Here is an 18,486-nt window from a genome sequence, read left to right on the forward strand (position 1 = left end):
GCCTTCTAGTGCTTGAGCAGGTTGGCGTCGTCCAGCGACGCCGACCTGCGGGTCCTAAAGATCTGCATGATGATCGCCAGGCCCACGACGACCTCGGCCGCGGCCACGATCATCACGAAGAACGCGATGACCTGGCCCTCGATGTCGCCGAGCATCCGGGCGAAGGCGACGAACGCCAGGTTGCAGGCGTTGAGCATCAGCTCCACGCACATGAACACGATGATGGCGTTGCGCCGCACCAGCACCCCGACGGCGCCGATCGTGAACACGATCGCGGCGAGCACGATGTAGTTCATCGGGTCCATGAGCGCTCGGCCTCCTGTCCGTTGGCGTCGCCGTTGCGGTCGTCGTCGCCCGGCTCGCGGGTGCCGTCGGCGGCCTCGGCGGAGCCGGCCTCCTCGGGCGCGCGCTCGCCGGCGGCGTGGCCCTCCTTGGACCACGCGGAGTCGGAGGCGCCGCCGGGGCGGGGGCCGACCCCCAGCCGGACGTCCTTGGGGACCTCCGACTGCAGGGCGGGGTCGCGGGCGGTGAGGACCGGGTTGAGCGACAGCTCCGACACCGAGCCGTCGGGCAGCAGCGCCGGCATGTCGATGGCGTTGTGCCGGGCGTAGGTGCCGGGTCCGGGCAGCGGGGTGGGGTGGTCGCCGCGGATGCGGTCGCGGGCCATCTCGCGCTGGGTGCGGCGCTTCTTGAGCCGGGTGACGTGCGCCAGCACCAGGGCGCCCAGCACCGCGGTGATCAGCAGCGCGCCGGTGGCCTCGAAGGCGATGATGTAGCGGTAGATGACCTCGCTCGCGATCCAGGGGACGCTGCCCCCGGCGGCCGCGGTGCCCGCGCCCAGCCCGGCGGGGTCGCCGGCGGTGATGCGGGTCAGGCCCAGCGCGAGCGCGCCCAGGAAGCACGCCGCCACCACGGCGGTGAGCAGCCGCTGCCCGCGCAGGGTCTCCACCAGGGAGTCCGCCGAGCTGACACCCACCAGCATCAGCACGAACAGGAACAGCATCAGGACCGCGCCGGTGTAGACGACGATCTGCACGACCATCAGGAACGGCGCCTGGTTCATGCCGTAGAACACGGCCAGGCCGAGCATGACCATCGCCATCAGCACGGCCGAGTGGACCGCCTTGCGGCTGAAGACCACCCCGAGCGCGCCGAGCACGACCACGGCGCCGATCACGTAGAAGGCGGCGGTCTCCAGCCCGCCGATGGGGGCCGCCGCGGCGGCGGCGAGCGCGCCCGGCATCACCGGGCCGCCTTACCGTCGGCGGCGGGCTCGCCCGCGGCGGCCTTGGCGAAGGCGGGGCCCTGCCGGTAGTAGTCCTCCTCGGTCTCGCCGAGCCGCATCGGGTGCGGCGGCGCCTCCATGCCCTCCCTGAGCGGGGCGAGGAGCTGCTCCTTGGTCCAGATCAGGCTCTCGCGCTCGTCGTCGGCGATCTCGTACTCGTTGGTCATCGTAAGCGCGCGGGTGGGGCAGGCCTCCACGCACAGCCCGCACAGGATGCACCGCAGGTAGTTGATCTGGTAGACGCGGCCGTAGCGCTCGCCGGGCGAGAACCGGGAGTCCTCGGTGTTGTCGCCGCCCTCCACGTAGATCGCGTCGGCCGGGCAGGCCCAGGCGCACAGCTCGCACCCGATGCACTTCTCCAGCCCGTCGGGCCAGCGGTTGAGCTGGTGGCGGCCGTGGAAGCGCGGCGCGGTGGGCCGCACCTCCTCGGGGTAGTTGACGGTCGGCACCTTCTTGAACATGGTGTGGAAGGTGACGCCGAACCCCTTGACGGGGTTGAGCCAGTCAAGCACCGGTAACCTCCTCACGCTTGTCGTGGGGGACCCGCGCACCGGGGCGGGGTCCCTCGGCCGGCACGCTGCTGCCGTAGTGGGGTGCGTTCTGCGGTGGCACCGGGAAGCCTCCGTAGGCGGGGTCGTCGCGCATGAGCCGCAGCTCCTCCTCACGCTCGGCGGCCGCGGCGGCGCGCCGGCGCCGGGCCGAGCGGGCGAAGCCCCAGACGGCCGCGACCACCACCGCCGCGAAGCCCGCGACCACGGCGGCGACGGCACCCGCGGGCGCGCCCTCGTTGACGAGGATGCGCACCACGGCGACCGCGGTGATCCACACGAGCTGCACGGGGATGAGGATCTTCCAGCCGAGCTGCATGAGCTGGTCGTAGCGGATGCGCGGCAGCGAGCCCCGCACCCAGATGAACAGGAACATCACGGCGAGGAACTTCACCAGCCACCACAGGATCGGCCAGTAGCCCTCGTTGGCGCCCGCCCAGAACGAGGTGATGGGCGGCGGCGCGAGCCAGCCGCCGAGGAAGAACGTCACCGAGACCGCGGCGACGGTCACCATGTTCACGTACTCGGCGAGGAAGAACATCGTGAACTTCATCGACCCGTACTCGGTCATGAACCCGCCGACGATCTCGCCCTCGCCCTCGGCCAGGTCGAACGGCAGCCGGTTGGTCTCGCCGATCATCGTGACCAGGTAGATGAGGAACGACGGCAGCAGGATCACCGCGAACCACAGCGGGCGCTGCGCCTCGACGATGCCCGAGGTGGTCAGCGTCCCCGAGTACATGAACACCGCCACGAACGACAGGCCCATGGCGATCTCGTAGCTGATGACCTGGGCCGACGCCCGCAGCCCGCCGAGCAGGGCGTAGGGCGACTGGGAGGCCCAGCCGCCCAGCACGATCCCGTAGACGCCGATGGCGGCGGTGGCCAGCACGACCAGCGCGGCGATCGGCAGGTCGGTGAGCTGGAGCGGGGTCCGCACCCCGAACATGGTGACCTCGGGGCCGACCGGGATCACCGAGAAGGCGATGAACGCCGGGACGGCCGCGATCATGGGCGCCGCGATGTAGACCAGCCGGTCCACGCCGCGCGGGATCACGTCCTCCTTCAGCGACAGCTTCACGCCGTCGGCCAGCGACTGGAGCAGGCCCAGCGGACCGAACCGGTTGGGGCCGTGGCGCTGCTGCATGCGGCCCATGACCTTGCGGTCGGCCATGATCATCATCAGCACGCAGACCATCAGGAAGACGAAGATCACCAGCGCCTTGATGAGGGTGATCCACCAGGGGTCGGTGCCGAACGCGCCGAGCCCGGGCTCGGCGCCTTGGGCGATGGTCATCACTGGTCGCTCCCAGCACTCGTCGCGGTCGGCCGGGCCTCGACGTCGAGGCCCGCGCCCCGTTCGGCCTCCAGGCGCACCACCGCGCCGGCGTCGGCGCCCAGGTCGCGGCGGACGTCGCAGTCGCGGGCGTTGGCCGGCAGCCACACCACGCGGTCGGGCATGGGCACCACCAGCGCCGGCACGCTGACCGACCCGCCGGGCCCGGTGACGCGCAGCCGCCCGCCGTCGGGCAGGCCGATCTCGGCGGCGGTGGCGGCCGAGACCCGCGCCACGGCCGGGCGGGCGGTGCCCGCCAGGTAGGGCTCGCCGTCCTCCATGCGCCCGCGGCCCAGCAGCTGGCGCCAGGTGGACAGCAGGGCCTCGCCCCGTTCCGGCCGCGGCAGCGGCGCCGGGCGGCTCAGCGGGTCGGGCACCCGCTCGCCCTGCCAGGGGCCCAGCCGCTCCAGCTCGGCGCGCGCGGCGGCGTCGTCGGGCAGGCCCAGGTGGACGTCCATCTCGTCGGCGAGCGCGGACAGCACCCGCAGGTCCGACAGCGTCCCCGGCTTCTTCAGCGCGGTGCCGAAGGACCGGGCGCGGCCCTCCCAGTCGAGGAACGTGCCGCTCTTCTCGGCGACGGCGGCCACCGGCAGCACCACGTCGGCGCGGTCGGTGATGGCGCCGGCGCGCATCTCGACGCTGACGACGAACGGCACCCGGGCCAGGGCGGCGCGGGCCAGCTCGGGGTCGGGCAGGTCGTCCAGCTCCACGCCGGCGATGAGCAGCGCCTCCAGCTCGCCCTCGGCGGCCGCCGCGAGGATCTCGGCGGTGCCGCGGCCCTCGCGCTCGGGCAGCGCGCCCACGCCCCAGGCGCGGGCGACCTCGGCGCGGGCCGTGGCGTCGGAGACGGGCCGCCCGCCGGGCAGCAGGTTGGGCAGCGCGCCCGCCTCGACCGCGCCGCGCTCCCCGGCCCGGCGCGGGATCCAGGCCAGGCGCGCGCCGGTGCGGTCGGCCAGGCGGGCCACCGACGACAGCGCGCCGGGCACCTGGGCCAGGCGCTCGCCGGCGAGGATGAGCGCGCCCCGGGCGCGCAGCGCCTCGACGGCCTCGGGCGCGAGGTCGCTGATCTGGTCCAGGACGCGGGACTCGTCGCCGGGCGCCGCGGGGATCAGCGTGCCGCCGGTCTTGTCCAGGCCGCGCGCGGCGTGGGAGGCGACGGAGAAGACCCGCAGCCGGTTCTTGCGGTGGGCCTTGCGCAGCCGCAGGAACACCACCGGCGACTCGTCCTCGGGGTCGAACCCGGCCAGCAGCACCGCCGGGGCGGCCTCGATGTCGGCGTAGGTGACCCCGATACCGGTGCCGGCGACCCGGGCGGCCAGGAAGTCGGCCTCCTCGGCGGAGTGCGGGCGGGCCCGCATGTCGACGCTGTTGGTGCGCAGCGCCAGCCGCGCGAACTTGGCGTAGGCGTAGGAGTCCTCAAGGGTGAGGCGGCCCCCGGTGATCACCCCGACCCGGCCGCCGCGGTCGCGGGCGCGGGCCAGGCCGGCGGCGGCGGTGGAGACGGCCTCGGGCCAGGACGCCGCCTCCAGCGCGCGGGTCTCCTCGTCGCGCACCAGGGGGCGGGTGATCCGGTCGGGCTGGGTGGCGTACTTGAACGCCCACCGGCCCTTGTCGCAGTTCCACTCCTCGTTGACCTCGGGGTCGTCGCCGGCCAGCCGCCGCATGACCGTGCCGCGCCGGTGGTCGGTGCGCTGGGCGCAGCCCGAGGCGCAATGCTCGCACACGCTGGGCGTGCTGACCAGGTCGAAGGGGCGCGAGCGGAACCGGTAGGCGGCGCCGGTGAGGGCGCCCACCGGGCAGATCTGCACGGTGTTGCCGGAGAAGTAGGACTGGAACGGCTCGCCCTCGGCGATCCCGACCTGCTCGGAGGCCCCGCGCTCCAGCAGTTCGATGAAGGGGTCGCCGGCGATCTGGGCGGAGAAGCGGGTGCAGCGCGCGCACTGGATGCAGCGCTCGCGGTCCAGGAGCACCTGGGTCGACAGCGGCACCGGCTTGGGGAAGGTGCGCTTGACGTCGACGAAGCGGGTCTCGCCCTGCCCGTTGGACATCGCCTGGTTCTGCAGGGGGCACTCGCCGCCCTTGTCGCAGACGGGGCAGTCCAGCGGGTGGTTGACCAGCAGGAACTCCATGATGCCCCGCTGGGCCTTGTCGGCCACCGCCGAGGTGAGCTGGGTCTTGACGACCATGCCCTCCATGACGGTGATCGTGCACGACGCCTGCGGCTTGGGCATGGGCCGCCCGTTGCCGGCGTCGGGGATCTCGACCAGGCACTGGCGGCAGGCGCCCACCGGGTCCAGCAGCGGGTGGTCGCAGAAGCGCGGGATCTGGATGCCCAGCAGCTCGGCGGCCCGGATGACCAGCGTGCCCTTGGGGACCTGGATCTGGAAGCCGTCGATGGTGACGGTGACAAGGTCCTCGGGCGGGACGGCCGGCGGGCCGCCCGCGGTGCTGTTGGTGGTGACGGTCACCGCTCCTCCTCTCCTGCCCGGGCGCCGGCGAGGGGCCGGTCGGCCCACACGGTCGACCTGCTGTGGTCGAACGGGCACCCGCCCTGGGTGACGTGGTCGATGTACTCCTGGCGGAAGTGCTTGATGGAGGACATGACCGGGCTGGTGGCGCCGTCGCCGAGCGCGCAGAAGGAGCGGCCCAGCAGGTTGTCGCAGATGTCCAGCAGCTTGTCGAGGTCGGCCTCGGTGCCCCGGCCGTGCTCCAGCCGGTCCAGCACCTGCACCATCCAGTAGTTGCCCTCGCGGCAGGGCGTGCACTTGCCGCAGGACTCGTGGGCGTAGAACTCGATCCAGCGGCCGACGGCGCGCACCACGCACGTGGTCTCGTCGAAGATCTGCAGCGCCCGGGTGCCCAGCATGGAGCCGGCCGCGCCCACGGACTCGAAGTCCAGCGGGGTGTCGAGGTGCTCCTCGGTGAAGATCGGGGTGGAGGACCCGCCGGGGGTCCAGAACTTCAGCCGGTGGCCGGGGCGGATCCCGCCGGCCATGTCGAGGAGTTCGCGCAGGGTGATGCCCAGCGGCGCCTCGTACTGGCCGGGGCGGACCACGTGGCCCGACAGCGAGAAGAACCCGAACCCGGCGGACTTCTCGGTGCCCATGGCGGTGAACCACTCGGCGCCGTTGGCGACGATCGCGGGGACGCTGGCGATGGACTCCACGTTGTTGACCACCGTGGGCGAGGCGTAGAGCCCGGCCACGGCGGGGAACGGCGGCTTGAGCCGGGGCTGGCCCCGGTAGCCCTCCAGGGAGTCCAGCAGCGCGGTCTCCTCGCCGCAGATGTAGGCGCCGGCGCCGGCGTGCACGACCACGTCGAGGTCGAACCCGCTGCCCAGGATGTCCTTGCCGATCAGGCCGGCCGAGCGGGCCTCCTCCACGGCGTGCCGCAGCCGGCGGATGACGTGCAGCACCTCGCCGCGCACGTAGATGAACGCCTGGGAGCTGCGGATGGCGTAGGCCGCGATGATCACGCCCTCGACGAGGACGTGCGGGTTGGCCAGCAGCAGCGGGACGTCCTTGCAGGTGCCCGGCTCGGACTCGTCGGCGTTGACGACCAGGTAGCGCGGGTTGGGGTTGTCCTTGGGCAGGAAGCCCCACTTCATCCCGGTGGGGAACCCGGCGCCGCCGCGGCCGCGCAGGCCCGACGCCTTGACCAGGTCGACCAGGGTGTCGGGCGCCATGCCCAGGGCGGTGCGCAGCGCCTGGTAGCCGCCGGTGGCCCGGTAGCCCTCCAGGGTGAAGGAGTCGGCGCGGTCCCAGTTGGCCGACAGCACGGGGGTCAGGGTGGTCACTTCGCGCTCCCTTCGTCGCCGTCGGCGGGGGCGGGGCGGACGGAGTCGGGGTCGGGCGCCGCCCAGCCGCGCTCGCGGGCCAGCCGCAGTCCCTCCAGGGAGGGGCCGCCGGCCTGCACGCCCTCGGTGCCGCGGCCGTCGCCGAACCCGGCGAGGATGCGGCTGGCCTCCTTCCAGGTGCACAGCCGGTCGGGGCCGCGGGTGGGCTTGACGTCCTTGCCCAGGCGCAGGTCGTCGACCAGCCTCCGGGCGGACTCGGGCGTCTGGTTGTCGAAGAACTCCCAGTTGACCATCACGACCGGCGCGAAGTCGCAGGCGGCGTTGCACTCGATGTGCTCCACCGAGACGCGGCCGTCCTCGGTGGTCTCGTCGTTGCCCACGCCCAGGTGCTCCTTGAGGGCGGCGAAGATCTCGTCGCCGCCCATCACCGCGCACAGCGTGTTGGTGCACACCCCGACGTGGTACTCGCCGGTGGGCCGCCGCTTGTACATGGTGTAGAAGGTCGCCACGGCGGTGACCTCGGCGGTGGTCAGCCCGAGCTGGTCGGCGCAGAACCGGATGCCGGCGGCGCTGACGTAGCCCTCCTCGGCCTGCACCAGGTGCAGCAGCGGCAGCAGCGCCGAGCGCTCGCGCGGGTAGCGGCCGATGATCTCCTTGGCGTCGACCTCAAGGCGCGCGCGGACCTCTTCGGGGAACGTGGTGCTCACCTGTCCACCCCTCCCATCACGGGGTCGATACTGGCGACCGCGGCGATCACGTCGGCGACGGTGCCGCCCTCGCACATGGCGGCCACCGCCTGCAGGTGGGTGAACGAGGGGTCGCGGAAGTGCACGCGGTAGGGGCGGGTGCCGCCGTCGCTGACCACGTGGCTGCCGAGTTCGCCCTTGGCGCTCTCGACGGCGGCGTAGGCCTGGCCGGCCGGGACGCGGAAGCCCTCGGTGACCAGTTTGAAGTGGTGGATGAGGGCCTCCATGGACCCGCCCATGATGTGGGCGATGTGGTCGGGCGAGTTGCCCAGGCCGTCGGCGCCCAGCTCCAGCTTGGCGGGCCAGCCGATCTTGGCGTCCTCGATCATGACCGGGCCCGGGCGCAGCCGGTCCAGGCACTGCTCGATGATGCGCAGGCTCTGCTCGATCTCGGCCAGGCGCACCCGGTAGCGGGCGTAGACGTCGCCGGCCTCGGCCACGGGGATGTCGAACTCGTAGTTCTCGTAGCCGCAGTAGGGCTTGGCCTTGCGCAGGTCCCAGGCCAGGCCGGAGGCGCGCAGCAGCGGGCCGGTGACGCCCAGCGCCATGCACCCGGCCAGGTCGAGGTGGGCGACGTCGCGCGTGCGCGCCAGGTACAGCGGGTTGGCGTCGAGCATCTTGCGCATGATGGTGACGCGCTTGGGCATCTCCTTCAGCAGCTCGCGGATCCTGCCCTCGGCCTCGGGCGGGAGGTCCTGGGCCACGCCGCCGGGACGGATGTAGGCGTGGTTCATCCGCAGGCCGGTGATCAGCTCGAAGATGTCGAGCACCATCTCGCGCTCACGGAACCCGTTGGTCATGATCGTGGTGGCGCCCAGCTCCATGCCGAAGGTCGCCATGGCCACGAAGTGCGACGACATCCGGTTCAGCTCCATCATGAGCACCCGGATGACGTTGGCGCGCTCGGGGATGCGGTCGGTGATGCCCAGCAGCTTCTCGACCGACAGGCAGTACGCCGTCTCGTTGAAGATCGGCGTGAGGTAGTCCATGCGGGTCACGAACGTGGTGCCCTGCGTCCACGTCCGGTACTCCATGTTCTTCTCGATGCCGGTGTGCAGGTAGCCGATGCCGACGCGCGCCTCGGTGCAGGTCTCGCCGTCGAGGGTGAGGATGAGCCGCAGCACGCCGTGGGTGGAGGGGTGCTGGGGGCCCATGTTGACCACCAGGCGCTCGGCGCTGCTGGCCTGCGCGGCGGCGACGACCTCGTCCCAGTCGCCGCCGGAGGCGTCGATGTAGTCCTCGGTGACGTTCGTCATTGGTAAGACCTCCGCTCGTCGGGCGGCGGGATGGTGGCGCCCCGGTACTCCACCGGGATGCCGCCCAGCGGGTAGTCCTTGCGCTGGGGGTGGCCGTTCCAGTCGTCGGGCATCTCGATGCGGGTCAGGGCGGGGTGGCCGTCGAAGACGATGCCGAAGAAGTCCCACGCCTCGCGCTCGTGCCAGTCGTTGGTGGGGTAGACCGACACGATCGAGGGGATGTGGGGGTCGGCGTCGGGGCAGGCGGTCTCGACCCGGATCTCGGTGTTGTGCGTGATGGAGCGCATCAGGTAGACGGCGTGCAGTTCGCGGCCGGTGTCGTGCGGGTAGTGCACGCCGGTCACGCCCAGGCACAGCTCGAACCGCAGGTCGGGGTCGTCGCGCAGGCGGCGGGCGACCTCGACCAGGTGCTCGCGGCGCACGTGGAAGGTGATCTCGCCGCGGTCGACCACCACGCGCTCCACGGCCTGGCCGTAGGCGACCGGCGACTTGCCCAGCGCCCGCTCCAGCGCGTCGGCGACCGCGTCGAACGACGAGGTGCGCGGGTCGTCGGGGTGGGTGTAGGGCCGCTCGGAGGCCAGCGGCGGCTGCCGGCGCACCAGCAGCCGGCCGTAGCCGGAGGTGTCGCCGGTGGTCTTGGCGCCGAACATGCCGCGGCGGTCGACGTCGGCGTTCAGCCGCTCCCGGCCGGCGCGCGCGGGCAGGTTCTCGTCGACGCGCTCCTCGCCCTCCTCGCCGGGGGCGGGCGCGGACCCGTTGCCGTTGAGGCTCATCAGCCCACCCCCTCGCTGTGCTCGGTGGCGGCGAAGACCGGGTAGGGCAGCTGGCGGCGGAGCTTGCGCTCCTCCTCTTCCTCGATCTCGCGCCGGCGGTGCGCGCCGAGCTTGGTGTTCTGCACCTTGTCGTGCAGCTTGAGGACGGCGTCGAACAGCATCTCCGGGCGCGGCGGGCAGCCGGGCAGGTACATGTCGACCGGCACGATGTGGTCGACGCCCTGCACGATGGCGTAGTTGTTGAACATGCCGCCGCTGGAGGCGCAGACGCCCATGGCGATGACCCACTTGGGCTCGGGCATCTGGTCGTAGATCTGGCGCAGGACGGGGGCCATCTTCTGGCTCACCCGGCCCGCGACGATCATCAGGTCGGCCTGGCGCGGCGTGGCGCCGAACTTCTCCATGCCGTACCTGGCGATGTCGTAGTGCGGTCCGCCCGCCGACATCATCTCGATGGCGCAGCACGCCAGGCCGAACGTGGCCGGCCACATGGAGCTCTTGCGCACCAGGCCGGCGATCTGCTCGACGGTCGTCAGCAGGATTCCGCTGGGCAGCTTCTCCTCGATCCCCATCCGGCGAACCCCCTTTCCTCCGGTTGCTCGGTTTGCGGTTTCCGGGTCGCTCCGGCGCCTGGGGCGCCGACGGCGTCGGTGGTGGCGCTCACTCCCACTCCAGTCCGCCGCGGCGCCATTCGTAGGCGTAGGCGATCGACACGTTTACCAGGAACAGGACCATCGCGATCAGGCCGAAGACCCCGAGTTCGTCGAAGTGGACCGCCCAGGGGTAGAGGAAGATGATCTCGATGTCGAAGACGATGAAGAGCATCGCCGTGAGGTAGTACTTGATCGTGAACCGGCCGCCGCCCGCGGGCTGCGGGGTGGGTTCGATGCCGCACTCGTAGGCCTGGAGCTTGGCGCGGTTGTAGCGCTTGGGTCCGGCGATGGAGCCCACGACCATCGAGACCACGACGAACGCGGCGCCGATCGCGGCGAGGACGAAGATCGGTGCGTACAGCTCCATGGCTAGCCGTTCCCCTCAAGAAGCGGTGCGGCGGCGACCTCGCGCCGCGGCCTGGCGTGCGGGCGGGGCGGTCGGGTCCCGCTTGTGATTGCGTTCACGTACCGGTGCGACCGGTTGTGCGGTGGCTGCGTCGCGTGCATGCGAACCCTCCGGAGCGCGGCTAGGCCGCGGGCGCGATCCTGCTCAGCCCGTTGATGACGCGGTCCATGGCGTCGCCGCGGGTGGGCTCGGTCAGGTTGGCCAGCATCTTCAGCGTGAACCGCATGAGGGTGCGCTGCGGCAGGCCGTACTTGGTGGCGTACTTCATGAACTCCGGCTGGCCGATCATCTTCACGAAGTAGCGGCCCAGCGTGTAGTAGCCGCCGTAGGTCTCGGAGAGGATCCGCGGATAGCGCAGCAGGGTCCGCTCGCGGGTCTGCTGGGTGGGCCGGGCGTGCGCCTGGACGATGACGTCGGCGGCGATGTGGCCGGCCTCCATGGCGTAGGCGATGCCCTCGCCGTTGAAGGGGTTGATCATGCCTCCGGCGTCGCCGACCAGCAGCAGGCCGCGGGTGTAGTGCGGCGTGCGGTTGAAGCCCATGGGGAGGGCGGCGCCGCGGATGGCCCCCTGCTGGTTGTCCTGGGTGAACCCCCACTCGGCGGGCATGCTCTCGGTCCAGCGGCGCAAAAGGGCGCGGTAGTCGACATCGCGGAAGGACGCCGTGGAGTTGAGGATGCCCAGGCCGACGTTGCTGGTGCCGTCGCCGACACCGAAGACCCAGCCGTAGCCGGGCAGCAGGACGTCGCGGCCCTCGGTTCTGTCCCACAGCTCCAGCCAGGACTCCAGGTAGTCGTCGTCGTGGCGGGGGCTGGTGAAGTAGGTGCGCACGGCGACGCCCATGGGGCGGTCGTCGCGCTTGCGGATGCCCATGGCGACCGACAGGCGGGAGGAGTTGCCGTCGGCGGCGACGACGAGGGGGGCCCGGTAGGTGACCGGCTCGCCGTCGGGGTCCTTGGCGTTCACGCCGACGATGCGGTTGCCGCGGGGGTCGATGACCGGGCCGGTGACGTTGGTCCGCTGGAGCAGGCGGGCGCCGGCGGAGACGGCGCGCTCGGCCAGGATCTGGTCGAAGTCGTGGCGGGTGCGGACCAGGCCGAAGTCGGGGAACTCGCCGAGTTCGGGCCAGGGGAGCTCGATGCGGACGCCGCCGCCGATGATGCGCAGTCCGTGGTTGCGGATCCAGGCCTTGTCGTCGAGGGAGACGCCCATGGCGGTGAGCTGCTTGACCGCGCGGGGGGTGAGGCCGTCGCCGCAGACCTTCTCGCGGGGGAAGGCGGTCTTCTCCAGGAGGAGGACGTCCAGTCCGGCCTGCGCCAGGTAATAGGCGACCGTGGACCCGGAGGGTCCGGCGCCGACGACGATGACGTCGGCGGACTCGCCGGCGGGGCGGCGGTCCTGGACAGACTGGAGGGCGGGTGCTGTCTCGCTCACGAGTTGGTCCTTGACGTGCGGTGCGCGGCATCGCGCTCGGGGGTGCGCCCGGTGTCGGCGCTTGTGCGGGCGGACTGCGGTGGTGCGGGTGGCTGGTCTGGGCCGGCCTGCCTGGCCGGTTCGGCTGTGTGGTGGCTGTGGCTTCTGCGGGTCGGGTGTGGGTTCTCTGGTCGGCTGGGCGGACGCCCGGGGCGGGTCGCGCCGTCCTGCCCGCGGCCCCCGCGCGGCTGGCTGCCACGTGGCGGCTGATGTGCTGTTATCTGCGACTCGTACGCTTGTGAAGTCCTTCACAAGGACGCTCGGTTCGCAGTCTAGACCTTTCCGGTTCGCGGGGCGACCCCCAGGGGTGCATTCGTCGCCTTGCGGCGTTTTCAGCGACAAACGGGACGCCCAGTCAATTTGTCGGTAAAGTTAGGCAAACCTAAATTGCTTTGCCAGTGTTTTGCCCCGCCAATGGCGTTTTGTGGAGAATGAGAGATTTCCGCGATGCGGGATTCCAGAGATGGGGTGACGCGGGCGGCGGCGCGGCGGGGGTCGGCGGAGGTTCAGCCGAATGGGGCGCGGCCGGGGTGCGCGAAGCCGGATCCGCGCAGGTGAGAGGGGTACGGTGCGGCCGGCCCGCCGCCGGCCCGCCACGGCGCGGCGCGGCTCGCCGTGGACGTGGCCGCAAAGAGAGGTCGGCCGCGACACGTCGCGGCGCGGTGGAGGGGGCAGCGCGATCGGGAGCGGGCGGTGGCGCGCGAGCGGGCCGGACCCCCGGTCGACGGGGGCACGGAAAGGCTGGGATAGGCGCGGAAAAAGCCGCTGGGCGGCGGCCTGGAATTTCCACCGAAGCAATGGGAATTGCAGGTGGGCGGGTTTCGGTCACCCAGGAGTGGTGGTTAAGCGCGGACCACTACGGGCGGGAGCACTGCGCCCGGTGTGGTATGGGGGCGCGCGGCGGGATGTCCGCGCGGGAAGAGGCGCGCCTCGCGCCACGCGCGCAGATGGGACAGCCGGGGTGGCGCCTGGAGGTTTCGGGCCGGCCGGTCGGCCGGTCATCCGCCGCCGAAGCGCCGCGGCCATGGTCCGGAGCGAGCGAAAAAGGCGGGGCGGGTGTCAGGAAGGGCGGGCGGGCGGCGAAGTGTACGCATACGCGGTCCCCCACCGCGTCCGCGCAGAATCCGTTCACCTCCACGTGTGTGGGGAGAGGACACCCGCCGCTGCCGCTCGCGCTGCGCGCGCGGCGGCTCGCCTCCAGGTGCGTGGAGAGTGCCGAGCACGCGACCGCGCAGGGCCGCGCCACCGGGAGGCGGTCTCGCCTGGTAAACGGCGATGAGTCGCCGCGCGACTTGAGCGCGGGCGGCGTCTCCCAGCGCGCCGACGGAGACCGGTTGCGGCGCAACGTCGCGACGGCCGCTGATGAGCGCATCGCAACGGGGGCGCGCGGCACAGCGGCGGTGGACCCGGCCGGCCGGGTCGCGACGCGCCCGGCCGAGCCGGGGCCGCTACTTCGTGCGGAAGCCTCGGTGCAGGGCGACGACGCCGAAGGTGAGGTTGCGCCAGGCGACGCGGTCCCAGCCCGCCTCCTGGATGCGCGCGGCGAGGGCCTGCTGGTCGGGCCAGGCCATGATCGACTCCGAAAGGTACTCGTAGGCGGACGAGTCGGAGGTGATCACCCGGGCCACGTGCGGGAGCGCCGCCATGAGGTAGGTGGTGTAGATCTTGTCCAGCGGCCGGAAGGGGATGTGGTTGAACTCGCAGATGACGAGTCGGCCGCCGACCTTGGTCACCCGCCGCAGCTCGCGCAGCGCCTGGTCGAGGTCGTAGACGTTGCGCAGACCGAAGGACACGGTCACGGCGTCGAACGTCTCGTCGTTGAAGGGCAGCGCGAGGGCGTCGCCCGCCACGAAGGTGACCCCGCGCCGGGAGGCCCCGCCCAGCCGCTCGGCGCCCACGCGCAGCATCCCCTGGGAGAAGTCGCACGCGATGACCCGCGCGCCCTTGCCCGTGAAGGACTCCGACGAGGTCCCGGTTCCGGCGGCGAGGTCGAGGACCAGTTCACCGCTGTACGCCTCGACCGCCCGCACGGTGGCACGCCGCCACAGCCGGTCCTGCCAGAGGGAAAGGACGTCGTTGGCGAGGTCGTAGCGGTCGGCGATGGAGTCGAACATGGTCGCGACATCGGCGGGCCGCTTGTCAAGCTCAGCGCGGGTCATGCGTCCACTTTAGAGCCGGTGCCGGCGGATGCCGACCCGGCATGACGGTATGCCCCTCCCCTGTCGCTGAACGTCCCATTCCCGCCTGCGCGGGGAGCACCTCGGCCTGCCGCGGGCGGCCAACACCGTGCAGGGGCCATCCCCGCGTGCGGGGAGCACTGACCGGCCTGCGGGGTTGTGAGACGGTGAGCGCGGATTCGGTCACGTCCACCGTGCTCGTGTCTGCCTGCGGCAGTGGTCCGGCCGGTTCAGGGCGGCGTTGTCGGCCGAATCCGCGACACGCGCGTGCCCAAACCGCCTTTTCGGTAACCCGGTAGTGCATAAAACGTTACTCTGTGTGATCGAAAGATCGCGCCCGCCGGACGTCGGTCTCAACGGCGACTCGGTGGTTCGTGTCCGGACCCGCGCGGCCGGGCGTCGGTGGCGCGCCTTTGTCCCCCCTGGCTCTACTTCGACCTGGAGGCAGCCTGTGGCCACCGTCCGTACCGCTTACTCACCTGCCGCACTGCGGCACCGGCTTCCGTTCGCGCTGGCGGTAGCGCTGAGCGTCTTCGCCGCCGCCTCGGCCTCGACCGTCGTGGCCCCGTCGCCCGCGCACGCGGGCGCCCGGCACAGCGGGGTGGTCAGCGAGAACCCCGTCAACTGGACCCCGCACGTCCTCGACGGCTCGGTCACGACCATCGCCGAGGCGGGCGGCCTCGTGGTCGCCGCCGGCGACTTCACCGAGGTCTCGGACCCCGAGGGCGAGGACACCCTGGAGCGCGACCGGATCTTCGCCTTCGAGCCCGGCACCGGTGAGATCAGCTCGACCTTCCGGCCCGAGGTGGACGGCACCATCCGCAGCGTGGTCCCCGGCCCCGGCCGCACCGTCTTCATCGGCGGCAGGTTCGAGCACGTCAACGGCGAACCGCACCGGGGCCTCGCGCTCCTCTCCACCGTTGACGGCGAGCCGGTGGACGGCTTCTCCGCCTCGATCGACAACGGCTCGGTGTACCGCCTCGCCGCGCACGGCGGCCAGCTCTACGCGGGCGGCTCCTTCACCTCGGTCAACGGGACCGAGCGCACGGGCGTCGCCCGGTTCGACGCCGACACCGGCGAGCTGGACAAGGGACTGGACATCACCATCTCCGAGCCCCGGCGCGGCGACCTCCGCGTGGGAGAGCTGGCGGTCAGCCCCAGCGGCGACAAGCTCGTCATCGCCGGAACCTTCACCAAGGTGGAGGGCAAGGGCCGCTACCAGATCGCCGTGATCAACACCGGTTCGACCCCGGCCCGGCTGAGCAACTGGTCCACGAGCGCCTACAGCAAGCCGTGCGACTACGAGCGCATGAACACCTACCTGCGCCAGATCGACTTCGCCCCGGACGGGTCCTACTTCGTGGTGGCGACGGCCGGCGGCCCCTCCATCAAGGAAGGCATCTGCAAGACGGTGGCCCGCTGGGAGTCCAACGGTCCCGCGGGTGCCGACCCCACGTGGGTGAACCACACCGGCGGCGACGCCGTGTACTCGGTCGCGGCCACCGGCGCGGCGGTCTACGTGGGCGGACACCAGCGGTGGATGGACAACCCCGAGGGCCAGCACGACGCCGGGCCCGGCGCGGTTGAGCGCGAGGGCATCGGGGCCATCGACCCGCGGACGGGCAAGGCCCTGCCCTGGAACCCCGGCCGCGAACGGGGCCACGGCGCCGAGGCCCTGCTGGCCACGGCCGACGGCCTGTACGTCGGCAGCGACACCACCCGCCTGGGCGGCGAGTACAAGGGCCGGATCGGCATGTTCCCGCTCAGGTGACGACGGCGAACTGACGCGGAACGGCGGAAGGACGGGCGATGGGCGGCGGGCGAAGGCCGCCGCCCATCGCCCGTCCGGACCGCGAGCGGTGGTCATCCCGCCGTCGTCCCAGGTGAGGGCCAGGGAATTGAAGCCGCTCGGCCCCGGCGTCCATGCATCGGCCGGGCGCCTGCCAGGGCGGCGGGCGACGACGCTGCGCCGGGGCTTCGGATGGCCGGGGCTTTGACAACCGGTGCCCTCGGCGGTCGGCCGAGGTCTGGTCGCGGCGGCAAGCCGGGCACTCGGCCATCGCCAAGACCCGGTCGGCGAAGGCCGCGACGATGGCACCCGGGGGCGCTGAGGGCCGGGGCGAACCCCTCTCGATTCTGTCGGCCGGTGGGCCGGGCCAACGGGGCGCCGACCAGGGCGGCGCGTGGCCACGGCCGGAGCCACCGGCCTGTCAGCCGGGACTCGGCCGCGACGGCGGGCGGCGAGGGCGCCTGTGGCCCGGCCGCGCGACCACCGCATCTCCCCGCGCCGCAATCGGGTGGCGACGCGGGCACCAAGGGCGGCGGGGGGCGAGCCTCCAGCGGGACTCTCGGCGGGCGGCCCAGGCCCGAACGGGGCGGCGGTGGCCGCCTCTTCTCGCGCGGGGGTGTTGACGGCGCGGCTCCGGCGGGCGGGTTTGCGCAGAGGGCCGGGGCTGCGAGGTCGGCATTCGTCGGCTGGTCGAAGGGGATGCGGTGGCCGCATTTGGGTGGTGCCGCGCCGTTCTGCTGTGGGCGTCCGCGCGGGAATGCAAAAAGCCTAATGTCGATGGTATACAGCCTGCCCATTTCGACGCTTTGCCCGTTTCACAATGCCACATGAGGATTTTTCGCAGCTCAGCGGCAGAGGGTGTCCACACCATGAGACAGAATGCGCCCCTCCGTGCCCGATTTGGCCAATGCGCCCCTTTTCATGGGTGACGAGTCTGGCCTTTTCGCACGTCGGGATGACCGGGAAACGTATATCGTCAGGGGCAGGCGATTTTCGTCTCACATGCTGAGATAATCCGCCTGGACAGCGCCTTCCGTCGACCTTGCCGACGCCCCGCCGTCGCGTTCACTCATGTCGCCGAGGCGGGGGACGCCGACCACGCCAGTCCGGCGGTCGCACGCCCTCCGGCACGCCGACGTCGCTGGGCCCGGCCGTCGCGAAGGGCTCCGATGGGAGTTCGCCCGCACCCTGCGCCGCCGTCGTTACCGCCCGAGCCCACTCCGGCAGCACCGGTGAACGCCGCCCGGCCCCCTGGGCGCCTCGCCGCCGCGATGGGGCCTCGGCCGCCCACCGCCCCCGCCGGTGGGTGAACGCACTTCCGACTACCTGGCCACCCGGTCCCCTCGGCGACCGCCGAGCGGGGACGCCCCGGATCGGGTCCGCTGGGGCCGCATCCGTGTCCGGCCGGGCTCTCTCCGATCGTCCGGGCACGGAAACCGCGCTCGCCTCGACGCCTTCGGCGGCGCCTCAGATCCCCGTCAGATCCCCGCCGCCGGACGGGGCGGAGCGGGACGGTAACCCTTCCCCCGGGGCGGCTGCGGTGGCCCCGGGGGCGGCTGAGGGATTGCCGGGCTGGGTTCAGCGCTCGGCGGTCGAACCCGGCGCGCTCGGCGCGGCCGTTGCCGCGGCGCCTTCCCCGCTCTCCTCGCGGGGCCCGTCCGCGCCCTCGCCGGACTCCTTCTCGGCGCGCTCCTGGCCGGCCGCACCGCCCTCGGTGCCGTCCTTGGGCCCGCCGGCCGCGCTCTCCGCGGCCTCGCTCCGGGCCGCCGCCTGGGCGGCGTCCTCCTTGGCGGCTCCTGCCTCCAGGCGGTCGCCGATTCCGCGCATGTTGGCGATGCCTCCGGCGATGACGGCCGACACGGCGTCCCGCTGGCGGGCCAGGAGCACGTAGCTCACCATGCCGCTGATCAGCACCGCGAGGGCGGCGGCCAGCAGGCCCCGGGCGCCCAGGAGGTACAGGACTCCGAAGGCCACCGCGAACAGCAGCAGCCGGGCTGCGGTGTAGGCGACGACGCTACGCATGAAAACCGCCTCACAACGGATCAATCGGCAATAGATTGAGACGTGGGCGCGGCGCGCGGTCGGCGATGGCCGGCATGCGACCGCCCGCTTGAGGTGGCGTGCGAGCGCCTCCGCCCCGTCCTTGCCAGGGTAAGGGCTGGTCGGCGGCGCCCGGATCCGCCCCCGGCGGGAGGGCGTGGAGCGGGGCGGGCGGAAGGGCCATACCGATGATGGGACCCTCGAATCCGG

At 72.3% G+C, this 18,486-nt stretch carries 15 protein-coding genes; 1 reads left to right on the plus strand and 14 read right to left on the minus strand.

Annotated elements, in window-relative coordinates; all coding sequences use genetic code 11:
- Positions 1-5: 5 nt before the first annotated feature.
- The 13 genes from nuoK to HNR12_RS13200 form a co-directional block, all read right to left on the minus strand.
- Complete coding sequence (nuoK, locus tag HNR12_RS13140) at positions 6-305, minus strand: NADH-quinone oxidoreductase subunit NuoK (protein ID WP_179767756.1); 300 nt, start codon at positions 303-305, stop codon at positions 6-8.
- A complete protein-coding gene (locus tag HNR12_RS13145) occupies positions 293-1,243 on the minus strand; it encodes an NADH-quinone oxidoreductase subunit J (protein ID WP_179767757.1) in 951 nt (316 codons plus the stop codon). The genes nuoK and HNR12_RS13145 overlap by 13 nt, the downstream gene beginning before the upstream one ends.
- The gene (gene nuoI, locus HNR12_RS13150) at positions 1,243-1,797 is read right to left on the minus strand and encodes an NADH-quinone oxidoreductase subunit NuoI (protein ID WP_179767758.1); all 555 of its coding nucleotides are present in this window, start codon (positions 1,795-1,797) and stop codon (positions 1,243-1,245) included. Before nuoI ends, HNR12_RS13145 begins: the two co-directional genes overlap by 1 nt.
- Positions 1,790-3,130 carry an NADH-quinone oxidoreductase subunit NuoH gene (gene nuoH / locus HNR12_RS13155; RefSeq protein WP_179767759.1) on the minus strand — a complete coding sequence of 447 codons (1,341 nt, stop codon included), beginning with the start codon at positions 3,128-3,130 and terminating at the stop codon, positions 1,790-1,792. The genes nuoI and nuoH overlap by 8 nt, the downstream gene beginning before the upstream one ends.
- Positions 3,130-5,637, minus strand: coding sequence for an NADH-quinone oxidoreductase subunit G (locus tag HNR12_RS13160; RefSeq protein ID WP_179767760.1), 2,508 nt, complete (start codon positions 5,635-5,637; stop codon positions 3,130-3,132). Before HNR12_RS13160 ends, nuoH begins: the two co-directional genes overlap by 1 nt.
- Positions 5,634-6,965 carry an NADH-quinone oxidoreductase subunit NuoF gene (gene nuoF, locus HNR12_RS13165; protein WP_179767761.1) on the minus strand — a complete coding sequence of 444 codons (1,332 nt, stop codon included), beginning with the start codon at positions 6,963-6,965 and terminating at the stop codon, positions 5,634-5,636. The genes HNR12_RS13160 and nuoF overlap by 4 nt, the downstream gene beginning before the upstream one ends.
- Positions 6,962-7,672: an NADH-quinone oxidoreductase subunit NuoE gene (nuoE, locus tag HNR12_RS13170; protein WP_179767762.1), complete on the minus strand. Its 711-nt coding sequence runs from the start codon at positions 7,670-7,672 to the stop codon at positions 6,962-6,964. The genes nuoF and nuoE overlap by 4 nt, the downstream gene beginning before the upstream one ends.
- Positions 7,669-8,967: an NADH-quinone oxidoreductase subunit D gene (locus HNR12_RS13175; protein WP_179767763.1), complete on the minus strand. Its 1,299-nt coding sequence runs from the start codon at positions 8,965-8,967 to the stop codon at positions 7,669-7,671. Before HNR12_RS13175 ends, nuoE begins: the two co-directional genes overlap by 4 nt.
- Positions 8,964-9,740: an NADH-quinone oxidoreductase subunit C gene (locus HNR12_RS13180; RefSeq protein ID WP_179767764.1), complete on the minus strand. Its 777-nt coding sequence runs from the start codon at positions 9,738-9,740 to the stop codon at positions 8,964-8,966. Before HNR12_RS13180 ends, HNR12_RS13175 begins: the two co-directional genes overlap by 4 nt.
- Positions 9,740-10,312 carry a NuoB/complex I 20 kDa subunit family protein gene (locus HNR12_RS13185; protein WP_179767765.1) on the minus strand — a complete coding sequence of 191 codons (573 nt, stop codon included), beginning with the start codon at positions 10,310-10,312 and terminating at the stop codon, positions 9,740-9,742. The genes HNR12_RS13180 and HNR12_RS13185 overlap by 1 nt, the downstream gene beginning before the upstream one ends.
- A gap of 88 nt (positions 10,313-10,400) precedes the next feature.
- Positions 10,401-10,760: an NADH-quinone oxidoreductase subunit A gene (locus tag HNR12_RS13190; protein WP_179767766.1), complete on the minus strand. Its 360-nt coding sequence runs from the start codon at positions 10,758-10,760 to the stop codon at positions 10,401-10,403.
- 160 nt (positions 10,761-10,920) lie between these two features.
- Positions 10,921-12,231, minus strand: coding sequence for a geranylgeranyl reductase family protein (locus tag HNR12_RS13195; RefSeq protein ID WP_179767767.1), 1,311 nt, complete (start codon positions 12,229-12,231; stop codon positions 10,921-10,923).
- 1,487 nt (positions 12,232-13,718) lie between these two features.
- Positions 13,719-14,429 (minus strand): demethylmenaquinone methyltransferase, encoded by a 711-nt coding sequence (locus HNR12_RS13200; RefSeq protein ID WP_179767768.1) that lies wholly within the window; start codon positions 14,427-14,429, stop codon positions 13,719-13,721.
- A 469-nt stretch (positions 14,430-14,898) separates the two neighbouring features.
- Between HNR12_RS13200 and HNR12_RS13205 the strand changes: the two genes are divergently transcribed.
- The gene (locus HNR12_RS13205; protein ID WP_338119759.1) at positions 14,899-16,218 is read left to right on the plus strand and encodes a hypothetical protein; all 1,320 of its coding nucleotides are present in this window, start codon (positions 14,899-14,901) and stop codon (positions 16,216-16,218) included.
- A 1,596-nt stretch (positions 16,219-17,814) separates the two neighbouring features.
- On the opposite strand, the gene HNR12_RS13210 is transcribed toward HNR12_RS13205, so the two are convergent.
- Entirely contained in the window at positions 17,815-18,258 is a 444-nt protein-coding gene (locus HNR12_RS13210) for a DUF4229 domain-containing protein (protein WP_179767769.1), read from the minus strand.
- Between the last annotated feature and the right edge of the window lie 228 nt (positions 18,259-18,486).

Source organism: Streptomonospora nanhaiensis (assembly GCF_013410565.1).
Taxonomy (GTDB): Bacteria; Actinomycetota; Actinomycetes; order Streptosporangiales; family Streptosporangiaceae; genus Streptomonospora; species Streptomonospora nanhaiensis.